The organism is Frankia sp. CoWAU3, assembly GCF_977971855.1.
The window spans coordinates 7,707-8,480 of the sequence record NZ_CDWWXB010000151.1 but is presented as its reverse complement, the minus strand read 5'-3'; the positions used below and the strand labels follow the sequence as shown (position 1 = coordinate 8,480).

The window sequence follows — 774 nt, the reverse complement described above, 5'->3', positions numbered from 1 at the left end:
TCCTCCACGATCCGCCGGATCGTGCGCTCCGACGGCACCCGACGAGGGAACCCGAGGCCGGCCAGCACCCCGACCGGGAGGGCGCAGGCCCACTCCCACACCGCCACGGTGGTGTCGTGACCTGCGATGTTGCCCGCGACCCACAACGCCAGGACCGGCGCGAGCTCGTAGCGAACACCCCGCGGGTCGCGCCAGTCCGGTACCCGCCGCAACACCGCGACCAGCCCCGCGACCTGCGCGGCTGTCGAGACCTCGACCTGCTCCTGCTGACACTCAAGCCACAACATGGGGGACACTACAGACACGGACGCGGCACCTGCTTCTGGAAGACCTTTGCGTGAGAACTCAGATCTTCCTGTAGGTGCCGCGTCTGCCGCGTTCCAGGGCCCTTCGCGGCCCGACCCCTAGCAGTAGCCGACCACAAACTCAAGACGCCACGCCGTACCTACTTTGACGTCGCCCTGGCGCGATCCGGAGGTGGGAGTTCTGATCCAGGAGGCGCTCACCGTCCACCGAGATTGACTGGACGTGCAGGATCCCCGGTCCTTTGTCAGTGATTGTCAGGTCGGTCTGCCGCCCGACGCCGCTCACCGCGCCGGTCTCGTACGAAACGTTGGTCACCGGGAGTGGATGATACGTCGGACGGCGGATCATGGCGCCGGCAGGCAACGCTGAGAACAGAATGAGCAGTATTGCGGTGACCATGATGGATACGGCGCGGCGGGACGGGTGCCGGGTACGGGCCGAAACGGATTGCGCCGCACCCCCCATAGC

The 774-nt window shown here is 66.9% G+C and carries 2 protein-coding genes; both read right to left on the bottom strand.

Features of this window, described 5'->3' with window-relative positions:
* The coding region (locus AC08ON_RS13260) for a transposase family protein (protein WP_476617074.1) at positions 1-287 on the bottom strand (287 nt) is incomplete at its 3' end.
* Positions 288-426: 139 nt separating this feature from the next.
* Positions 427-774: hypothetical protein (locus AC08ON_RS13255; protein WP_476617073.1), on the bottom strand; the 348-nt coding region annotated here is incomplete at its 5' end.